Source organism: Aminobacter sp. SR38 (assembly GCF_014843375.1).
GTDB lineage: Bacteria > Pseudomonadota > Alphaproteobacteria > Rhizobiales > Rhizobiaceae > Aminobacter > Aminobacter ciceronei.
Genome location: NZ_CP062112.1, coordinates 1,850,255 through 1,868,885, shown reverse-complemented (window position 1 = coordinate 1,868,885; position 18,631 = coordinate 1,850,255). Strand labels below are relative to the sequence as shown.

The window sequence follows — 18,631 nt, the reverse complement described above, 5'->3', positions numbered from 1 at the left end:
TTTCGCTAAGATAGGGTGAAACGCCCGATTTTTGGTGGTATTCACAGCCATGACGAACTCCAGCTTTGCCCATCGACTCGCCGTTTCCAGCGTCCTGCCGCGGCTTTCCGTCGGCATGCCGGACGCGGTGAACATTGGATTCCTCGGACCGCTCAGCGGTCAAGTGGAGTCTTGGGGCCTGCCTGGATTGCATGGCTGCCGGATCTGGGAGGACTGGCTCAACCGGACCGGCGGGCTCTTGATCAACGGCCGCCGCTATCCGATCCGGATCGTCGAGTTCGATTGCGGCTATGATGCCGGCCGGGCTCTGGAGGGCGCGCGTCAACTGATCGAGCGGCATGACGTCAAGCTCTTGATGATGCTGGGCGGCGATACGATGGCCGAGATCAGGGATTATCTGAGCCAGCGCAAGGTCCTGACCTCGACCCTTTTGCCGAGCGACCTGTCGCCCGATACGCCATATCTGATCGCGCCCAGCGAACTGCACCCGATCTTCAACGTGACAGGGGTGGAGTGGCTAGCGCAGGCGAGGCCGGAACTGCGGACGGTGGCACTCTGCAGCCAGACCGACGCGCTTGGCCTGCCGTCGCTCGCGACCTATCGCGCCGCCTTCAAGGCGGCCAAGCTGGGGATCGCCAAAGAGATCCAGTACGATCCCGACACGACCGATGCGGTCGCGATCGTGCAGCCGATGCTGGAATCGGGTGCCGACATCCTGTGCTGGTGCACCAGCTACACGCCGATGGTCCATGCGATGACCGAATATGCGCATGCGCAAGGCTTCAAGGGCCAGATCATATCCTGCACACTGGACTATTACGACCAGCTCGTCAGCAGGACGTCGGTCGATTTCATGGAAGGTTTCGTCTTCCAGTTTCCCGACTTCGATGACGAGAAGCTGAATGACAAGACCTTCTTCTTCAATCAGCCGAAGGGCTTTTTTGACGAGTACAAAAGCCGCTTCCCGGGTACCTGGACGGCGGTGAGCTGGGAGTATGTCGCCATCCTCGACATCTGGCATGCGGCGGTCGAGAAATCGAACAGCGTCAATCCGGCATCCGTGCTGGCGGCGATGAAGCAGCTCGGCCATGTCACTCATGCCTTTGGCCCAGCCCATTGGTGGGGCGAGAGCATGTTCGGCATCGACAACGCGCTTGTCGGCGACTGGCCGGTGGTGACGGTGAAGAGCGGCAAGGCCAGGATTGCCGCCTTCGGCTCGATCCCGCGCTGGCTGAAGCGCCATGGCGGCCTGCTCAAGCAGGAGATGTCGAATCTTGGCCAGCTTTGGGACCAGCGCCTGCGGGCGAGCGGCAACGGCACCGTCCTGCAGGCAAGGACGCCGGAGTCAGTCCTGCAGAAGTAGCTTCTGCTCCTCGACAAGGTGCAGCTTGATGAACTCGACGGCGCGCTCGACGTCGCGGGAGGCGATCGCGTTGAACAGTGCGTTGTAGCGCTGCTGGTATTCGAGAATCCGCTTCGGTGACAGGTGCCGGCGCAACTGCGTGGTGCGGAAGCTCACCCTGCAGGCCTCGATCGCCAGATTGTAGCAGGATGCCAGCAAGGGGTTGTGCGTTCCCTCGGCGATCTTGCGGTAGATCTCCTCTTCGCATTTGACGAAGGCGGCGACGTCGGTCTGCACGTTTTCGATCTGCGACGTCAGCTGTTCGAGGTCCCAGACCTCGCGCGGGGTCATGTTGATGACGGCCAGGCGGACCATTTCAGGTTCGAGGATGCCGCGCACGACGAGGTGGTCCAGCGGGCTGGTTTCCAGCGCCACCGAGCTCTCCGTCCTTTCAGGCACTTCTTCCGAGCGGTAGGTGACGAAACTGCCGCTGCCGGGACGCCGCTTGATGACCTTGCGGTCTTCCAGTACGTCGAGCGCCTCGCGCACGGTGTTGCGGGCAACCCCCATCTCCGAGGCCAGCGCCCGCTCCGATGGCAGGCGTGTGTCGAGCGGATATTCCTCAGACCTGATCTTGGCAAACAGCCGGTCGAGCACGGTCTGCACCGTCGCTCCCACCGAATAGGAGGCGATGATTTGCGAAGTGAGTTGGCCGGTTTCAACCTTCATTGCGCGACCTTGCATGTCAGTCCTGCCTCGTGGCCACGGCGCGGGACGAATCCCAGCGCAGCGTAGACCAATTTTGAAATATTTATCGAATCTGGTCCAGTACACGCTCGGATGGGCCGGGACAATCGCGTGGGGGACGGCTGATCGGCGCTCCCTGATGGACCGTAAGGCTGCCTGCCGCATGGTCACCTCTCCGCATTTTTGATTACTGTGATGAAACGAAGCCTTGCGGCAGCGGCAAAATTGAGTATTCTTCTGGCTCAAATAATTTTACACACAGGCAAGATTTGGACGAGGTGGCGATGACGATTTCAGTCTACCCCGAAATTGTGGCTGGCCCTCCGCGTCCGAGCCTGGTTGTGCAGCCAGGCCTGTTGCTGCCCGGCATGGAGCGCTATCACGTGCCTGGTGGCGGTGCGGTGCTGATCGACATCGAGGCCGGCGATCATGTGACGGTGCGCAATCTCGAAGGCGGGCAGGCGTGCGAGCTGGTGGCGTTTGATGCCGCCGGCCGCGCCGATCCGGGTATGCTCGGCACGCGCTCGAACAGCGATGCCTCGGGGCTGAAGGCGCTGCTCGTCGATGGCGACGAGAGCCTGCAGAAGTTTCGGCTTGGCCTCGCCCGCCGCAAGCTCGAGCTTGGCCGGGTCGAGGCGGTGCGCTTCTTCGATGGTGCGACCGCTGCCGGGGTGGAGGAGCGTTTTGTCGTCTCGCGGCCAGGCTCGCTGGTGGTTGCCGCACCCGGTGCGCCGATGTCCGTCGACAGCCAGGACACGACGACGCCTCTGGTGGTGATGGTCAAGCGGGCCAAGGTCCGTGCCGTGTCAGGCGGCTTCGAGCTGCCCGATCCGCTCGCCGATCCGGTGCTCGATGTCAGGGTCAAGTCGAAGACGGCGGAGAGCTATTTCGTCAAGGCCGGCGACTACATCCAGATCATCGACGTCGACGGCCGCCAATGCACCGACTTCCAGTGCTTTTCCGCCCGCAAGCTCGACAAGGGCAGGGACCTCGCCCTCGACGTCACCGCGACGCGCTCGCTGATGGGCCACGCCTATCCGATGCCCGGCCTGCATGCCAAATATTTCGACCAGGATTTCGAGCCGCTTGTCGAGGTCGTGCAGGACACCTGCGGCCGGCATGACGCCTTTGCGCTCGCCTGCTACGCCAAATATTACGACGACATCGGTTATCCCGGCCACATCAACTGCTCGGAGAACTTCAACGGCGCGCTTGTCCCGCATGGCGTCAATGCCCGTGCCGGCTGGATGGCGGTCAACTTCTTCTTCAACACCGGCATCGACGCCCATGGCGTGATGTTCTCGGACGAACCCTGGTCGCGACCGGGCGACTATGTGCTGCTGAGAGCGCTGACCGACATCGTCTGCGTCTCCTCCGCCTGTCCCGACGACACCACGCCGGCCAATGGCTGGAACCTCACCGACATCCACGTCCGGACCTATTCCGGCTCCAACACATTCCAGCGCGCGATCGCCCGACGCACGACCCCGGAGGCAGAACCCAAGATGACCCGCGAGACCGGCTTCCACGCAAGCTTTGCCAAGCACACCCGCAACTTCATCGAATACAAGGGCTTCTGGCTGCCGCAGGAATTCGCCAAGGAGGGCGCCATCGCCGAATACTGGGCCTGCCGTGAGAAGGCGGTGGTGATGGATCTCTCTGCCCTGCGCAAGTTCGAGGTGACGGGCCCCGATGCCGAAGCCTTGATGCAGTACACGCTGACCCGCGACGTCAAGAAGCTCGGTGTCGGTCAGGTCGTCTACACCGCCATGTGCTACGAGCATGGCGGCATGGTCGACGACGGCACCTTGCTGCGTCTGGGCAAGGACAATTTCCGCTGGATCTGCGGCGACGACTATTCCGGCGTCTGGCTGCGCGAGCAGGCGGAGAAGCTCGGCCTCAAGGTGCTGGTCCGCTCCTCGACCGACCAGATGCACAACATCGCCGTCCAGGGCCCGAACAGCCGCGACATCCTGAAGGAGATCGTCTGGACGCCGCCGCACCAGCCGGCGCTCAGTGAACTCGAATGGTTCCGCTTCACCATCGGCCGCATCGGCGATTCCACCGGTGTGCCGATCGTCGTCTCCCGCACCGGCTACACCGGCGAGCTCGGCTACGAGGTCTGGTGCCACCCGCGCGATGCCGAAAAGGTCTTCGACGCGGTCTGGGAGGCGGGCCAGCCGCATGGGCTGAAGCCGATGGGCTTTGCAGCACTCGACATGGTGCGCATCGAGGCCGGCCTGATCTTTGCCAATTACGAGTTCTCCGACCAGACCGACCCGTTCGAGGCCGGCATCGGCTTCACCGTGCCCTTGAAGACCAAGACCGACGACTTCATCGGCCGCGAGGCGCTGATCCGGCGCAAGGACAACCCGATCCACAAGCTTGTCGGCCTCGACATCGACGCCAATGTCGCTGTCGGCCATGGCGACTGCGTCCATATCGGCCGCGCCCAGATCGGCATCGTCACCTCGTCGATGCGCTCGCCGATCCTCGGCAAGAACATCGCGCTCGCTCGCATCGAGGCAGCACATGCCGAGATCGGCACCGAGGTCGAAGTCGGCAAGCTCGACGGCCAGCAAAAGCGCCTGCCGGCCAGGATCGTGCCGTTCGCCCACTACGACCCCAAGAAGGAACGCCCACGCTCGTAGGCGCAACCGGCACCACACATCACCTTCGACAACGCAAAAGCCCCGCAATCGCGGGGCTTTCTGTTGGTAGCGGCGGCCGATTTGGCCTATTCAGGTTCAGGGATGGCTCTGGGGAGGGGCGTCGTGGACATATTTGCCTGGTCGCCGCTGATCATGACGCTGCCCTTCATCCTTGTCGGGGGCATAGCCTTCTTCCTGGGTGCGGCGTTCCTGGCGGTTTTCGCCCGGCAGGCGGCGGACAATCCGCTGACCATGCCGGTCGCTGCCTTTGTCGGCACCATCACCACGGCCTGGGCGCTGTCGCTGGGCTTCACCGCCGCCGATGTCTGGTCGGTCAATTCCCGTGCCAGCCAGGTGGCCAGCGCGGAGCGATCCTCGATGATGCGGCTGGCCGGGATGGCAAAGCCCGAAGCGCTTGCCTCGGCCGAGCTCATGGCAGGGCTCAAGGCCTACAAGGATGCTGTCGTTCAGATGGAATGGCAGAATGCGAACCGATCGCCCGAGCCTGTTGTCGAGCAGGCCCTGCAGGGCATCCGCCTTGCCATGATCGACCTGGCGAAGGCGGGTCATCCCGATCCGATCATCAGCCAGATGGTGCAGGATCTCGACGAGTTGCAGGATGCCCGAAATTCACGTCTCGCCATCGGCACGAGCTCGGTCAACCAGCTCAAATGGTATCTGGTGCTGTTCCTGACGATGTTGTCGGCGATCGTCGTCGGCGCGGTTCACGCCGACAGGCCGCATGCCGGCAGGAAGGCGATCCTGATCTTTGCCGTCACCGCTGGCGTCAGCCTGTGGATCCTCGCGCTGCACGCCAACCCCTATGTCGGCGTTGCGCAGGTGACGTTGGGCGAGGTCCGGCTGTAGCGCAATTCCAGGGAAACCGTATGGCGGTTTTCCGTCCTGGATTGCGCAAAGACGACAACTTGATCGGCCGGGCGTCAGCGCTTGCCGCGCACCGGCTCGGACGTCAGGCTGGCATAGGCAAGGGCCACGGCGAAGAAGCCGAAGGCGGAAAGCACGGCGGCAACGACGATGATGGTTTCGGTCGGCATGTCATTTCTCCTGTCTGGACATGCCCTGATTTGAACCGATAGCCGGGACGCCGCCTTGATCTGGATCAACGGACCGAACCGGCCGCTTGCGGCCGGGGCGATTGCAGGAAAAGTGTGCGGCGGACTTTTGTCTGGATGCGCGTCAGAACGCTAAGCGACGTGGATCGCCTCCGCCCGCTGCGCTCCTGTGCTGTGGGTCTCCAGCCACGCCTCCGCCTGAGTGCTCGGCATCGGGAAGGCGATGCCATAGCCCTGTACGGCAGGGCAGCCGAGGTCGTGGAGCCAGGACAGCTCGACGTCGGTCTCCGCACCCTCGGCGACGATCGAGATGCCCAGGCCACGCGCCAGCTCGATGATCGCCTTGACGATCTTGGTGTTGGCCGGATTCTTGTCGATGTCGCGGACGAAACGGCGGTCGATCTTCAGCCTGTCGACCTCGTTGGCGCTGATATGGGCGAGCGAAGCGTAGCCAGTGCCGAAGTCGTCCAACTCCAGCCGAATGCCGGCCTTGCGCAGGCGCTTCAGCGTCAGCCCGATGCCGGTGTTCTCGTCGTCGAGCATCACCGTCTCGACGATTTCGAGTGCCACCAGCCGTGTCGGCAGCCCTTCCTGCTTGAGCAGGTCGAGCAGGTGGCCGGCGAAATCCGCCTCGCGCAGCTCCTGCGCCGAGACATTGAGCGACAGCCGGCCGAAGTCGATGCCGGCGCGATGCCATTCGGCACCGGTCGCAATCGCCTTGGCAAAGACGATGCGGCCGAGTGCCGGCATCAGCCCGGCCTTTTCCGCCACTGGCAGAAACTCGCCTGGAGACACGTTCCTGCCCGTCATTTCCCACCGCACCAGCGCCTCGACACCGATGACCTTGCCGCCCTGCAGCGAAACCTGGGGCTGGTAGTGAACGGCGAAGGCCTGGCTTGCGATGGCCTCGCGCAGCTCGCGTTCGAGATTGACCTTCTCCTCGAACTTGTCGCGCAGGGTCGTTGCGAAAAGCTGGTAGCCGCCACGCCCCTCGGCCTTGGCGAGATAGAGCGCCAGGTCCGCATTGACGATCAGGTCGCCGACCGTGCCATTGCCGCCTTGGTACAGCGCGATGCCGGCGCTGGCGCTCGGCTTCAGTGACGTCCCGGCGAAGTCCAGCGGCTGCTTGAGCCCGGCGACGATGCGCTCCGCCACGTCGACGACGTCCGCTTCGGAGCCGACGTCGTTGAGGATGACGGTGAACTCGTCGCCGCCGAGGCGCACGCACACATCCGAATCGCGCACGGTGGTGACAAGACGCATCGCCGTCTCGATCAGCACGGCATCGCCCGCGGCATGGCCCATCGTGTCGTTGATGGTCTTGAAGTGGTCGAGGTCGAGATGGATGACAGCCATCATCTCGCCCTTGCGCTTGGCGGTGGCAAGCGCCGTTTCCATGTAGTCGTTGAGGAAGGCCCTATTGTAGAGGCCGGTCAGCGCATCGTGGTTGGCGGCGAAGTTCATCTGGTCGCGCGCCTTGAGCAGTTCGCTGGTGCAGGACACCACTCGGCGCACCAGCGGCCGGAAGATCAGGATGGCCTCGGCCAGGAGCAGAAGCAAAGTGAGCACGAAGACGGTCAGGTGGATCTTCTCGACGGCAGCACCCTTCTCGGCCGCCTCGGATGAAAACAGCCGGGTCAGCGTCTCGTATTCGCGGCGGACCTTTTCGGCGACATAGAGCCTGAGCGCGCTGAAATGGGCCACGGCGTCGTCAGGCATCGGTGCCGAGACCGAGGTGGGAAGCATGTCGAGGAACGAGTTGACGGTGTGGGCGAGGATCCGCGTCGACGCGTCGATCTGGCCGGGGGCCTCGTCGAACAGCTTGGTCGCCTCTTCGGACAGTGCCAGCCGGTACAGCGGCGACTGCGGGTCGGGCGAGCCGTCGCGCAGCAGCTTCTCGTTGGCGAGGAAGGCGACCAGGGTCGCTGTCAGGTTCTGGCGCGCCTGTGTGCGTAGCCACTGCGCTTCGGCGGTATAGGCCTCGGTCGCGGTCAGGAGGATGCGCTGAGACAGCAATTGCTGCCGCGACCCGAGCTCGATCAGCGCTGTCTTCTGGATGTTGGCCGAAATGACCGAGCTGAGCAGGAAGAAGCTGGCGGTTGCCAGCGAGCCGATCAGAATCAGCGCCGCGACATAAGACGCCTTGGTCTTGTGCATCAGCCCATGCGCGAGTTTCCGGTGCTCCGACCCGGGCTCGGCCCAGTCGCGTTGCGACGTCTCCATCCCGCTTCCTCCTCAAGAAGTTCCCCCGGGAGGTGAAATTGCAGATGAATGGTGAATCTGATGTAAATCGGAGTGGTTTGAAGATGTAATTCGCCGAAATATTGGTATATTCCCGCATTTTTCTGCGTGAGGCGCGAAGTAAATGGTGGGAATGTACAAGGTGGAACGATTGTTCTTCGGAAAAGCTGATCGATGCCGGTTGGGTGCCCGGTACGCGAAGGTCAACGCGGGTCGCCGCTTGCAGCTGATTGCCGAGTTCTTGTCCGGGGGGCCTTGTCACGTTCTTGCGGCAAGGATTGAGCCATATGCGCTTGCGCGTCGCTGGCAAAACCGTCTGCAATTTTGAGAGAAGGAGGAAGTGGTGCCCAGACGCGGATTCGAACCACGGACACGCGGATTTTCAATCCGCTGCTCTACCAACTGAGCTATCTGGGCCTAGTTCCAGGATCGGGCGAGAGCCTTGATCCGGATGCCTTGAGTGGTGCGCTGCACCCTGAAAGCGGGTGGGTTATAACACGAGATTTGCCGCTGTCCAGCGCCTGCGAGATGTTTTTCTGGAAGAAATCACAGGCCGTTGCGTCAGCTGCAAATGCCGCTCGGCGTTATCAGCCGGCTTCGCTGTTTCCGTCCGAATCCTCGTCTTCGTCGTCACGGACCGGAATGGCGTAGCTGCCCGAAAGCCAGCGGTTGAGATCGACCGCCTTGCAGCGCGGCGAGCAGAACGGATAGGTCTCGCGCGCCGAGGGCTTGCTGCATTCAGGGCAGGAGATCTTGGCACGCAGCGGCGTGACGACGGCGGCTGGCTTGTCGGTCATACGCGCGCGCCGGCCTGCCAGTTGAGCTGGACCTGGTAACCTTCGCCCGACAGCAGCGACGTGGTCTCGTAGAGCGGCAGGCCCACCACATTGGTATAGGAGCCGACGAGCTTGACGACGAAGGTGCCGGCGAGGCCCTGGATGCCATAGCCGCCTGCCTTGCCGCGCCATTCGCCCGAGGCGAGGTAGTTTTCCATGTCCTGCTTCGACAGGCGCTTGAAGCGCACGCGCGTCTCGACCAGCCGCTGGCGCAGCTTGCCGGCGGGCGTCACCAGCGCGAGGCCGGTATAGACCCGGTGCGAGCGGCCCGACAGCAACTGCAGGCAATGCAGCGCCTCATCAGAGCTCTCGGCCTTGGGCAGGATGCGCCGTCCCACGGCAACGACGGTGTCGGCAGCAAGAATGAAGCCGGAAGCGGGTTCCGCTTCCTTGGAAAGGACGTCATGCGCCTTCTGCGCCTTGGTCACCGACAGGCGCTTGGCCAGCGAGCGCGGATGCTCGGCGCGCATCGGACGTTCGTCGACATCCGCCGGGAACAGGCGATCAGGCTCGATGCCGGCCTGCTGCAACAGCTCGACACGGCGGGGCGAACCCGAGGCAAGCACAAGCTTTTGCAGATCGCTCAATCGTTGATCCTGTAGGCTGAGACCGGCCGGCGTGCTTGCAGCAGGCGGCTTACTTGAAGCGGTAGGTGATACGGCCCTTGGTCAGGTCGTAAGGCGTCATTTCGACGAGCACCTTGTCGCCGGTGAGGACGCGGATGCGGTTCTTGCGCATGCGGCCGGCGGTATGGGCGATGATTTCGTGTTCGTTTTCGAGCTTGACCCGGAACATCGCATTCGGCAACAATTCCGTAACAACGCCCGGGAACTCGAGGACTTCTTCCTTCGGCATTCGGTACCTTTGGTTTGGATGACTTTCCGGCGACCCGGCCGGAATTTGGGCGGAACCTATATGATAATCCACGCTTTGTGAACACGCTTAATCGGCGTCGTTTCCTTGGGCCTCGGCGGCAAATCGATTGGCCATTCTGTGCTTCAGGCGTTCGCGCACGTCGCGGTAGGCGTGCATGATCTGGTCGCGGGTGCCGGTGACGGCGGTCGGATCGGGCGTAGGCCAGTATTCGACGTCGACTGCCATCGAGCGGGTGAATTCGAGCGCGGCGTGATGCGCCTCGGGCGCGAGTGTGACGATCAGGTCGAAATAGTCGTCCTCGAGATCATCGACGGTGCGTGGCTGATGCTCGTCGAGTCCCATGCCTTCTTCGGCCAGCACGGCATCGACGAACGGGTCGCGATCGCCGGCGCGCACGCCGGCCGACGTCACGAACACCGATGCCGGCAGATGGTGGCGGGCGATCGCCTCGGCCATTGGCGAGCGGACCGAATTCATCCGGCACATGAACAGGACAGAGCGTGGAGAGCTTCGGTTTGCCGCCATCCTCATCCGCGCCAGTGCAATACGCAGATCAGCGTGAACAGGCGGCGCGCGGTGTCGAAATCGATCTCGATCTTGCCGGAGAGCCGGTCGAGCAGGGTTTGCGAACCCTCATTGTGCAGGCCGCGCCTGCCCATGTCGATCGCCTCGATCTGGCTCGGCGTCGATGAGCGGATCGCCTCGTAGTAGCTTTCGCAGATCATGAAGTAGTCCTTCACGATCCTGCGGAACGGCGTCAGCGACAGGATGTGGGTGACCACCGCTTCGCCGTGTTCACGCGAGATCGCGAAGACCAGCCGCGCGTCGACAAGTGACAGCTTGAGCCGGTAAGGGCCGTGGCCATCGTCGTTGATCGGGTGGAAGCTGTTTTCCTCGATCAGGTCGAAGATCGCGACCGCGCGTTCGTGCTCGACGTCGGGCGTCGAACGGCCGATCGATTCGTCGAGTTCGACGTCGACCAGGCGGGAGCGTGCGTGGCCTTTGTCGGACATCGCCGCCTACATGTTCAATCTGATGGCGACGGAGCGCGCATGCGCATCGAGACCCTCGGCCTTGGCCAGCGCGATTGCCGCGGGAGCAAGCTCGCGCAATTGCTCGGGACCAAGCTTCAGGATCGAGCTGCGCTTGACGAAGTCGAGCACCGTCAGGCCAGAGGAGAAACGTGCCGAGCGTGCCGTCGGCAGCACGTGGTTGGAGCCGCCGACATAGTCGCCGATGACTTCGGGCGTGTGCTTGCCGACGAATATCGCACCGGCATTGCGGATGCGGCCGAGCAGCGTCTCGGCATCGGCGACGGCGAGTTCGAGATGCTCGGCGGCGATGCGGTCGATCAGCGGGACGGCCACGTCGAAGTCTTCGACGACGATGATCGCGCCAAAGTCGCGCCAGCTTGCGGCGGCGGTCTCTGCGCGCGGCAGGAGCTTGATCTGGCGTTCGACCGCTGCTTCCACCGACTTGCCGAAGGCGGCGTCATTGGTGATCAGGATCGACTGTGCGGAGACGTCATGCTCCGCCTGGGCCAGCAGGTCGGCGGCGAGCCAGTCGGGGTCGTTGTCGCTGTCGGCGACGATCAGCACTTCCGAAGGGCCGGCGATCATATCGATGCCGACGGTGCCGAACACCTGGCGCTTGGCGGCCGCGACATAGGCGTTTCCGGGGCCGACGATCTTGGCGACGGGACGGATGGTCTCGGTGCCATAGGCAAGGGCGGCGACTGCCTGGGCGCCGCCGACGCGGTAGATTTCCGACACGCCGGCGATGTCGGCTGCGACCAGCACCAGCGGATTGATGACGCCGCCTGATGCCGGCACCACGATGACGATGCGCTCGACGCCGGCAACCTTGGCCGGCACGGCATTCATCAGCACCGAGCTGGGATAGCTCGCCGTGCCGCCTGGAACATAGAGCCCGACCGCCTCGACGGCGGTCCAGCGCGAGCCGAGCTCGACGCCGATCGGATCGACATAGCGGTCGTCCCTGGGCATCTGCCGGGCATGGTGCGAATGGATGCGGTCGCGGGCAAAGCGTAGCGCCTCGACAGTCGCCGGATCGGCATCCTTGTAGGCCTGGTCGATGTCGGCGCGGCTCACCGCGATGCCGAGCGTGCCGAGGTCGGCGCGGTCGAACTTCCTGCTGTAGTCGATCAGTGCCGCATCGCCGCGGCTGCGCACGTCGTCGATGATGGCGCGCACCGTCGCATCGACGTCGGGCGAAATCTCGCGCTTCGTGGTCAGGAAGGCGGCGAAGCGCTTCTCGAAGTCTGCGTCTGATTGGCGAAGCGTGATGGCCATTGTCTGGAAATGCTCAGATATTGTGGATGGGGCGGGAAGAGGCCTGCCATGCAGCGCCGGTGTCGGTCAGCCGGGCCTCGATGACTTCGACATCGAGGCGGATGGCGGCGTCGCCGGAAAACAGAAGCTCGATCGTGCCGGTCGGACCTTCCTCCTGCGCGAAGCCGATCGCCAGAAGCTCCAGCACGTCTTCGGTCTTGGCTCGCGAAATGCCGTGCAGTTGCGCCGACAGCACGCGGTCGAAATGCAGGATCGACCTGCGCCGCTCATATCTAGGCCTGAAGAAACCTTTCCTGGTTTCCCAGGCGAAGCGGTTCATTGCCAGCGCAAAGCGCTTCGCCGGCGCATCGAAGGCGATGTCGCCGACCCTGATCACCGCATCCTGCACATGCGCCGAAACGATCTCCAGATCTTCTTCGTCGAGAGCGACTAGTTTGAGCAGGTTCATGTTCGGTCGGCTGCCTGTACGGAACGGTAATGCTTCCGGCTTTGTTAGGCGGTCTTGATGCTAAAGGGAAGGCAGTAAGGGAGTGGGGCAGCAGGGCACGCAACACTGCCTTACTCCCCTATTGCCCTATTCCCCTAACTCATCCGCTGATGCGCTCGATCACCGCGCCGCAACGCGACAGTTTTTCTTCCAGGCGCTCAAAGCCGCGGTCGAGATGGTAGACGCGGTTGACCACGGTCTCGCCTTCGGCGGCGAGGCCGGCGATGACCAGCGACACCGAAGCGCGCAGGTCGGTCGCCATGACGGGCGCGCCCTTGAGCTTGGAGACGCCCTCGACGATCGCCGTCTGGCCCGACAGCGTGATGTGGGCGCCGAGGCGGGCAAGTTCCTGCACATGCATGAAGCGGTTTTCGAAGATCGTCTCGGTGATCTTCGACTTGCCCTTCGACATGGTCATCAGGCCCATGAACTGCGCCTGCAGATCGGTCGGGAAGCCGGGGAAGGGCTCGGTGACGACATCGACCGGGGTGATGCCCGAGCCGTTGCGCAGGACGCGGATGCCGGAATTGGTCGGGATGATCTCGGCGCCGGTGCGCGACAACACGTCGAGCGCGCCCTGCAACAGGTCGGCGCGCGCGCCTTCCAGCAGCACGTCGCCGCCGGTCATGGCGACAGCCATGGCATAGGTGCCGGTCTCGATGCGGTCGGGAATGACGCGGTGACGTGCACCCGACAGGGAATCGACGCCTTCGATGGTGATCGTCGAGGTGCCCTGGCCGGTGATCCTGGCGCCCATGGCGTTGAGGCATTCGGCGAGGTTGACGACCTCGGGCTCGCGGGCGGCGTTTTCGAGCACCGTCTCGCCGCGGGCAAGCGTTGCCGCCATCATCAGCACGTGGGTCGCGCCGACGGAAATCTTCGGGAACACATAGCGGTTGCCGGTGAGGCGCTTGTTCCTGGCCTTGGCCACGGCATAGCCGTTCTCGACCTCGATGTCGGCGCCCAGCGCCTGCAGGCCGTCGATGAACAGGTCGACAGGTCGCGTGCCGATGGCGCAGCCGCCCGGCAGCGACACCTTGGCTTCACCCATGCGGGCGAGCAGCGGGCCGATGACCCAGAAGCTGGCGCGCATCTTGGAAACGAGCTCGTAGGGTGCTGTCGTGTCGACGATGTTGCGCGCGGTAAACGAGATGGTGCGCGAATAACCTTCGCCCTGGCGCTCGCGGCGGCCCGAGACGGAATAGTCGACGCCGTGATTGCCGAGGATGCGGATCAACTGCTCGACGTCGGCCAGGTGCGGCACGTTTTCGAGCGTCAGCGTATCGTCGGTGAGCAGCGAGGCGATCATCAGGGGAAGGGCTGCGTTCTTCGCGCCCGAGATCGGGATGGTTCCGGTCAGCTCGTTGCCGCCGACAATTCTGATGCGATCCATTGGCCGTCGTTTCTCCGGGCGATCCCGGTTCTGGCGAGAAATTTTCTTGCCGCCCGTCTAGACCATCGCGCTTTCCGGTTCAAGAAAGGCGCATTTTGCGGTCTTTGGCGCCAAGCGCCTGCCGTCGCCGGTCAGGCTTTCTCGGGTTTCTCCATCTCACCCTCTGACGCCGCCAGGCCTTCAGGCCTGGTATCGGCCTCGCCGGTGCGGCGCGAGCGCGCCTGCGCCTTGCGTTTCATCAGGTTGGCGCGCAGCTCGGCCGCGAGCCGCGCCTGACGCTGTTCGGCGCCGCTTGAGGGCGTTTTCTTGGTCGACGACATGTGGTGGTCCCCGCTTGCCGATCGTTCATAGCGGCTTGGCAACCGAAATGGCCAGTATTGTGGCGTAAGCGGGCCTGTGGAAAATGATACACGATTTCGGGCAATTGATAACTTGCGCTCCCGGGAATCATGTGGCACAAGCCGCCCCGTTCACGGAATGCTGCCGTAGCTCAGTGGTAGAGCACTCCCTTGGTAAGGGAGAGGTCGAGAGTTCAATCCTCTCTGGCAGCACCATTCTTTTTCCAAGCAGCTTCAAAAGCATAGAGTTTTCCATGGCTTCCGTCAAATCGGACTGTTATGGGAATGTGCTCTGGGTATGGCTGGAAGACGGTGGCGAATGCGGGGCCTCTCCAAACGAAAAGGCTCGGATGTCTGGCAGGGGCGATTCCGAATCCCCGAGCGTCTTTGGCGCGAAAGAGACAAGCTGCGGTCCCTTGGAGTCGCTGACCTAGGGGCAAGCCAAGAGTTCACGCGAAGCACTGGCCACCATGACCGTGACAAGGCGGGCGAAGAGTACCGCTCCATGCTGGCCGCATGGGACGCCAAGATGGGCGCATGGCGGTCGCTGCTCGAATCGGGACCCCCGGCGCTTTCTCACAGACAGATAGTGGCGCTTGCGGGCGATCACGCTAAGGCGTTCCTGGCCCGACATGAGGACGACCCATTCGAGGCCCCCGCAGAGCTCCAATTGGGGGCGGGCACTTCTGAAGTGGGCAATGAGGTCTTAGCGCTAGTCCTCAGGGGGGTGCCTGCACACGATAAGAGGCGACTCAAGGCGGACCTGCTGGCCTTTCTCAGGGCGGATGAGGAACAGCGTGGGCCGCTCGGCCTCTCTCTTCTTGCCCGGTACCCAGCGTTCCAGGCCGCTTTGAGATTGGACCTCCAGCCGGCATTGGAGCACATGCACGGTGGCGATACCGATAAGGCCCTGGCGGGGCGAGACCTGCATGTCAGCGCTGAGATTAGGAGGCTTCTCAATCTCGAAATGCTCCGCATGGTTGGCGCTGCTCGAAGGGGACTAGAGCGCCGCAAGGGCGGCGACTATGGCCCGGTGCCAGAGCTTGAGGCAGCTCCCGCATTCGTCGTCCCAAAGCAAAAAGCTAAGTCGGCTGGGGTGGTTACCTTTGACGCAATCGTTGACGCTCAGGTTCGGAAGAGGCGGGCGGGAGCGGGCTCCAAGCCTATGCCTGAAAAATCCGTCCAGAAATACAAGCGACTCGGGGAGGATTTCGCGCGGTCCCGGGGCTCCACGGATGCCGCGACGGTGAAGGTTTCGGAGGTGGAGGAGTGGATGGATTCGATGGTCTCAGCCGGCGAGATAGGCAATCGGTCTATTGCAGACAGGATTGTCAGCCTAGGGACCATCATCAACTGGGGGAAGCGCCAACGGGAGCACCGGGAGGCCATGGCAGGGGCTGAGGTTGTCTCAGGTCACATGGAACTGCCCTCGTATGTCGAGAAGCCTGCAAGCGACACCTCCTATACTCTTGAGGAGGCCCGCACCGTCCTGCAAGCAGCCCGCCACGAGGCGGATACCAGCAAGCGGTGGTTGCCTTGGCTGTGCCTCTATGGCGGCCTACGTATCGGCGAGGCGGAAGGCATGCGGCGTGAGGACTTCTTCCAAGCGGAGGGCGAGTGGTTCTTCCGCGTGACGAGTGCGGGCAAGCGTTCCCTCAAGACGGCAAACAGTGAGCGGGTGGTCCCCGTCCATCCTGCCCTGGTCGAGGAGGGCCTCTTGGAGTGGCTTGAGGGGCGACCCAAGGGGCAACTGTTCCGGCCATCCGCGTATTCTTACATGGGCCGTTGGGTCCGCTCCAAGTCGGTCGGGATCACCCGCAAAGGCGTCTCGCCCAATCACGGCTTGAGGCATCTGTTTGTTGCGCTGTGCCGCCGTGATGGAGTGAACTCGGAGGCGGCGGAATATCTTGCGGGTCACGCTACGGCGAAGGTTCACGCCAAGTATGGATCAACGGAAGTCATGTTGCCGGGGCTTGCGGTCGAGATGAGAAAGATTAAGTCGTTGCTGGGTATGAGGGCAGCTAGAAACGATAGTTGAGGGGGGGCGGACATGAGTGGGCCTATACCGGAGCTTTTGGTGGAGAAGGGAATGTTTCCTGAGAATCTGCCACCAATCATTACTGGTCGCCATATTTGGGCGGCGCTCTCCCCCACGGTGGGGACCTATATGGTCGTCAAGCCCAGTATCGGGGTGCCCTCCACCTTCAATGCAAGCAAGCGTGGTGGGCAGCGTCGAATGTTTAGCATTCCTCACCCCGCGTTTGTGAGAGACCAGGCTGTTTTCTTCGAGAAGCACTGGGCAGATATTTCCGCACTCATCAGTGCCTCCCCAGGGTCTGCGTCACGACCGACCTTCCATAGAACTGGTCCCAGGCACGTTCGGCTGACGCCCCATTCCGAGTTGCCAAGAATACGTTTGCAGGCGCTATCCCGCTTCAAGTTCTGCTTGGTGACGGATGTTTCGAGATTTTTTCCTTCAGTTTACACGCATAGCATTCCGTGGGCGATAAACGGGAAAGAGAAAGCGAAGAACGATCCAAAGCACGATTCTAGCAACGTGTTTGGGAACAGGCTCGATTTTATCGTAAGGCAATCGCAATCGCGTCAAACCGTCGGTCTTTCCATTGGCCAAGACACGTCGAAAATAGTCGCAGAAACCATTATGTCCGCTGTGGATTCTGTATTCTTGAAAAAGAGCGGGAGAATTAGTCCTGTATTTGTTCGGCATGTGGATGATTATTGGATTGGTGGAAGCTCTCATGAAGAATGCGAGAAGCATCTACAAAATATTAGAGCGGCTTTAAAGGAATTTGAACTTGACATCAATGAGTCAAAGACAAAGATAATATCAACAAAGTACATATTTGGTGATGATTGGCCATCTGATTTTGAGAGAGATATCAGAGCCGCATTTAGCGACAACCAGTATATTAATAATGGCAAGGATCCGATTTCAGTTCTAGCGCAACTTGTTGATAGATCGACGGTGCAGAACGACGACGGGATGATCCGGCATGCTATCCGCAAGATCGATGAGGGGAAATTGTGGGATAGTGACTGGGAGATGCTTGAGCATTTTCTCGCGCAGTGTGCTGTACAATTTCCTCACTGTTTCGACCACGTTGCAAGGGTAATCGCTTGGAGAAATCGCACTTCTCGACCTGTGAATAGGGGGCTGTGGGCCGACATTGCCCTGCTAACCCTAACTCAGAATGGAGCTTTGGGCCGCGATTCCGAGGTCATTTGGGCGCTATGGCTCCTTAAGGAACTGAAGGAAAAATTGCCAACAAAGGCATCGGACATCATCGTAGAGAACAATGGCGGCTTAGTTTTGGCGGTACTTGCCCACTTCAATAAAAGGAGGTTGGCAACCGACCGAAACTTGAAAGGCAAACTTTGGGGTGTGGTTGATGGGACGCCTTTTTCCGGCGCGTTTTGGCCGCTTACCTTAGAAATGATGCATCTTGGTATTGCTGACCCGATTTGGAATAGGGATACAGCGCATGTATCGATGCGGTCGCTCCATAATGCAAAGGTATCGATCATCGATTGGGACGCCCCGCCAAGGGTCTTTGATGGCGAAAAAGATAAACCTCGACCTCCGTGGCTGGACTGGCAGCCTGATGCTGCAATTGAAGACTATGGCGATGACTACGGGTCTTCGACGGATGACGACGTGGCTGAGGATGGCGATGGCGTAGAGGTGGTGCCGGACGCTCTATCTAAAAACACGTTCGATCTTGATTTTTGACAGATACTGCGTCGCCGTTCTGGGGGGGTGTAGCCATAACTGACTGTGGGAATTGCCGGGGCTAGCTCGTCCTCTAGGAGCGCATTGGCCATCACAAGCGCCCTGATGGTTGCCCTCAGTCTTCTTCGCAGGCGTCAATCGCGGCCCGCACGGTGGCCTCAAGCTCATCCTTCTCGGGTGTCGTTGGTCGGGCCATGGCGAAGCCCTCCATGCCCCAGAATGCACGCCCTGGATTGACCCTGCAAGGTAATTGTTCCTATTTTGTTCTCATGACCCAAATCCTGAGGACTATAGGGCAGGCCACTCGCCATGGCATGCTGCTGCGCGTTGAGTGCCGCTGTGGCGCGACAGCGTATTTTATGGCGGTGGATGTGCAGATCGTGACTGGACCAGGGCGCAGTATCCAAGCGGTGCGCTTCGGATGCAGAAGGTGCGACTTCAGGCCCGCCAAGGTAGTTCCCTTTGAGGTGGACCGCGACCGGCTCCCGCGCATCATGATCTACAGGCCCTCCAGGATGGGGAGCGGCGGCCCATTCATGTGGGCACTAAGGCGCTTCCGAGGCTGAAAGGAGCATCTACGCGCT

Annotated in this window: 16 protein-coding genes and 2 tRNA genes; 6 read left to right on the top strand and 12 right to left on the bottom strand. The window is 61.8% G+C overall.

The features are described from left to right. The first annotated feature begins 49 nt into the window (after window positions 1-49). Window positions 50-1,363 (top strand): ABC transporter substrate-binding protein, encoded by a 1,314-nt coding sequence (locus tag IG197_RS09105; protein WP_192318364.1) that lies wholly within the window; start codon window positions 50-52, stop codon window positions 1,361-1,363. Here IG197_RS09105 and IG197_RS09100 read toward each other — a convergent pair. After that, window positions 1,346-2,071 (bottom strand): FadR/GntR family transcriptional regulator, encoded by a 726-nt coding sequence (locus IG197_RS09100; protein WP_154387585.1) that lies wholly within the window; start codon window positions 2,069-2,071, stop codon window positions 1,346-1,348. The genes IG197_RS09105 and IG197_RS09100 overlap by 18 nt on opposite strands. Window positions 2,072-2,373: 302 nt before the next feature. On the opposite strand from IG197_RS09100, the gene IG197_RS09095 reads away from it, so the two are divergent. Further along, a complete protein-coding gene (locus IG197_RS09095; RefSeq protein ID WP_192318362.1) occupies window positions 2,374-4,740 on the top strand; it encodes a DUF1989 domain-containing protein in 2,367 nt (788 codons plus the stop codon). Between the two features lie 123 nt (window positions 4,741-4,863). Continuing rightward, window positions 4,864-5,607: a hypothetical protein gene (locus tag IG197_RS09090; RefSeq protein WP_246765343.1), complete on the top strand. Its 744-nt coding sequence runs from the start codon at window positions 4,864-4,866 to the stop codon at window positions 5,605-5,607. A gap of 338 nt (window positions 5,608-5,945) precedes the next feature. On the opposite strand, the gene IG197_RS09085 is transcribed toward IG197_RS09090, so the two are convergent. The 11 genes from IG197_RS09085 to IG197_RS09035 all read right to left on the bottom strand — a co-directional run bounded on the left by IG197_RS09085 (window position 5,946) and on the right by IG197_RS09035 (window position 14,278). Beyond that, a complete protein-coding gene (locus tag IG197_RS09085) occupies window positions 5,946-8,036 on the bottom strand; it encodes a bifunctional diguanylate cyclase/phosphodiesterase (protein WP_192318360.1) in 2,091 nt (696 codons plus the stop codon). 359 nt (window positions 8,037-8,395) lie between these two features. Further along, window positions 8,396-8,471, bottom strand: a tRNA-Phe gene (locus IG197_RS09080). Between the two features lie 170 nt (window positions 8,472-8,641). Further along, entirely contained in the window at window positions 8,642-8,851 is a 210-nt protein-coding gene (gene yacG, locus IG197_RS09075) for a DNA gyrase inhibitor YacG (RefSeq protein WP_182574837.1), read from the bottom strand. Then, a complete protein-coding gene (locus IG197_RS09070) occupies window positions 8,848-9,477 on the bottom strand; it encodes a Maf-like protein (RefSeq protein ID WP_192318358.1) in 630 nt (209 codons plus the stop codon). The genes yacG and IG197_RS09070 overlap by 4 nt, the downstream gene beginning before the upstream one ends. A gap of 49 nt (window positions 9,478-9,526) precedes the next feature. Continuing rightward, entirely contained in the window at window positions 9,527-9,745 is a 219-nt protein-coding gene (gene infA / locus IG197_RS09065) for a translation initiation factor IF-1 (RefSeq protein WP_006200926.1), read from the bottom strand. Between the two features lie 87 nt (window positions 9,746-9,832). Beyond that, entirely contained in the window at window positions 9,833-10,297 is a 465-nt protein-coding gene (locus IG197_RS09060; RefSeq protein WP_192318356.1) for a low molecular weight phosphatase family protein, read from the bottom strand. Then, window positions 10,294-10,779, bottom strand: coding sequence for a UPF0262 family protein (locus IG197_RS09055; protein ID WP_067965312.1), 486 nt, complete (start codon window positions 10,777-10,779; stop codon window positions 10,294-10,296). Before IG197_RS09055 ends, IG197_RS09060 begins: the two co-directional genes overlap by 4 nt. Before the next feature lie 6 nt (window positions 10,780-10,785). Then, entirely contained in the window at window positions 10,786-12,078 is a 1,293-nt protein-coding gene (gene hisD / locus IG197_RS09050) for a histidinol dehydrogenase (protein WP_192318354.1), read from the bottom strand. Window positions 12,079-12,091: 13 nt separating this feature from the next. Beyond that, on the bottom strand, window positions 12,092-12,526 hold the full coding sequence (locus IG197_RS09045) for a DUF2948 family protein (protein WP_192318352.1): 435 nt from the start codon (window positions 12,524-12,526) through the stop codon (window positions 12,092-12,094). 139 nt (window positions 12,527-12,665) lie between these two features. Next, the gene (murA, locus tag IG197_RS09040; RefSeq protein ID WP_192318350.1) at window positions 12,666-13,958 is read right to left on the bottom strand and encodes a UDP-N-acetylglucosamine 1-carboxyvinyltransferase; all 1,293 of its coding nucleotides are present in this window, start codon (window positions 13,956-13,958) and stop codon (window positions 12,666-12,668) included. 131 nt (window positions 13,959-14,089) lie between these two features. Continuing rightward, window positions 14,090-14,278 (bottom strand): hypothetical protein, encoded by a 189-nt coding sequence (locus IG197_RS09035; RefSeq protein WP_115733279.1) that lies wholly within the window; start codon window positions 14,276-14,278, stop codon window positions 14,090-14,092. A gap of 159 nt (window positions 14,279-14,437) precedes the next feature. Between IG197_RS09035 and IG197_RS09030 the strand changes: the two genes are divergently transcribed. The 3 genes from IG197_RS09030 (at window position 14,438) to IG197_RS09020 (ending at window position 18,047) form a co-directional block, all read left to right on the top strand. Then, window positions 14,438-14,512 (top strand) — tRNA-Thr (locus IG197_RS09030). A 289-nt stretch (window positions 14,513-14,801) separates the two neighbouring features. Further along, window positions 14,802-16,334 carry a hypothetical protein gene (locus tag IG197_RS09025; RefSeq protein ID WP_192318348.1) on the top strand — a complete coding sequence of 511 codons (1,533 nt, stop codon included), beginning with the start codon at window positions 14,802-14,804 and terminating at the stop codon, window positions 16,332-16,334. A gap of 51 nt (window positions 16,335-16,385) precedes the next feature. After that, the gene (locus tag IG197_RS09020; protein ID WP_192318346.1) at window positions 16,386-18,047 is read left to right on the top strand and encodes an RNA-directed DNA polymerase; all 1,662 of its coding nucleotides are present in this window, start codon (window positions 16,386-16,388) and stop codon (window positions 18,045-18,047) included. Window positions 18,048-18,631 lie beyond the last annotated feature (584 nt).

What these genes read in the sequence shown, in the direction of transcription:
- hisD (WP_192318354.1), bottom strand. Translation starts at nt 12,078, where the DNA reads ATGGCCATCACGCTTCGCCAATCAGACGCAGACTTCGAGAAGCGCTTC.
- IG197_RS09105 (WP_192318364.1), top strand. Translation starts at nt 50, where the DNA reads ATGACGAACTCCAGCTTTGCCCATCGACTCGCCGTTTCCAGCGTCCTG.
- IG197_RS09035 (WP_115733279.1), bottom strand. Translation starts at nt 14,278, where the DNA reads ATGTCGTCGACCAAGAAAACGCCCTCAAGCGGCGCCGAACAGCGTCAG.
- IG197_RS09045 (WP_192318352.1), bottom strand. Translation starts at nt 12,526, where the DNA reads ATGAACCTGCTCAAACTAGTCGCTCTCGACGAAGAAGATCTGGAGATC.
- yacG (WP_182574837.1), bottom strand. Translation starts at nt 8,851, where the DNA reads ATGACCGACAAGCCAGCCGCCGTCGTCACGCCGCTGCGTGCCAAGATC.
- IG197_RS09085 (WP_192318360.1), bottom strand. Translation starts at nt 8,036, where the DNA reads ATGGAGACGTCGCAACGCGACTGGGCCGAGCCCGGGTCGGAGCACCGG.
- infA (WP_006200926.1), bottom strand. Translation starts at nt 9,745, where the DNA reads ATGCCGAAGGAAGAAGTCCTCGAGTTCCCGGGCGTTGTTACGGAATTG.
- IG197_RS09095 (WP_192318362.1), top strand. Translation starts at nt 2,374, where the DNA reads ATGACGATTTCAGTCTACCCCGAAATTGTGGCTGGCCCTCCGCGTCCG.
- IG197_RS09060 (WP_192318356.1), bottom strand. Translation starts at nt 10,297, where the DNA reads ATGAGGATGGCGGCAAACCGAAGCTCTCCACGCTCTGTCCTGTTCATG.
- IG197_RS09025 (WP_192318348.1), top strand. Translation starts at nt 14,802, where the DNA reads ATGCTGGCCGCATGGGACGCCAAGATGGGCGCATGGCGGTCGCTGCTC.
- murA (WP_192318350.1), bottom strand. Translation starts at nt 13,958, where the DNA reads ATGGATCGCATCAGAATTGTCGGCGGCAACGAGCTGACCGGAACCATC.
- IG197_RS09055 (WP_067965312.1), bottom strand. Translation starts at nt 10,779, where the DNA reads ATGTCCGACAAAGGCCACGCACGCTCCCGCCTGGTCGACGTCGAACTC.
- IG197_RS09020 (WP_192318346.1), top strand. Translation starts at nt 16,386, where the DNA reads ATGTTTCCTGAGAATCTGCCACCAATCATTACTGGTCGCCATATTTGG.
- IG197_RS09100 (WP_154387585.1), bottom strand. Translation starts at nt 2,071, where the DNA reads ATGAAGGTTGAAACCGGCCAACTCACTTCGCAAATCATCGCCTCCTAT.